The organism is Streptococcus sp. HMSC10E12, assembly GCF_001807855.1.
Taxonomy (GTDB): domain Bacteria; phylum Bacillota; class Bacilli; order Lactobacillales; family Streptococcaceae; genus Streptococcus; species Streptococcus salivarius.
In genome coordinates this window covers 39,700-40,000 of the sequence record NZ_KV791095.1, presented here as the reverse complement: position 1 = coordinate 40,000, position 301 = coordinate 39,700, and the positions used below count along the sequence as shown (strand labels likewise).

At 43.9% G+C, this 301-nt stretch carries 1 pseudogene; it reads right to left on the bottom strand.

Going from position 1 to position 301, the window contains the following annotated elements:
• A pseudogene (locus tag HMPREF3112_RS11865) lies at positions 1-301 on the bottom strand (clumping factor A); the annotation flags it as partial.

The window sequence follows — 301 nt, the reverse complement described above, 5'->3', positions numbered from 1 at the left end:
TCACAATCCGAATCAAATTCAGTCTCTGCTTCAGAAAGTGCATCAGTTTCAGAATCGCAGTCTACTTCAACGTCAGAGTCAGCGTCAGTAAGTGAATCAATCTCAGAATCACAGTCTGTCTCAAACTCAGAATCAGCGTCAGAAAGTGCGTCAGTTTCAGAATCACAATCAGTGTCTAACTCCGAATCAGCATCTTCAAGTGCGTCAGTGTCTGAGTCGCAGTCTGTATCTAATTCAGAATCAGCATCAGAGAGTGCGTCTGTGTCTGAATCACAATCAGTGTCTAATTCCGAGTCAGCGT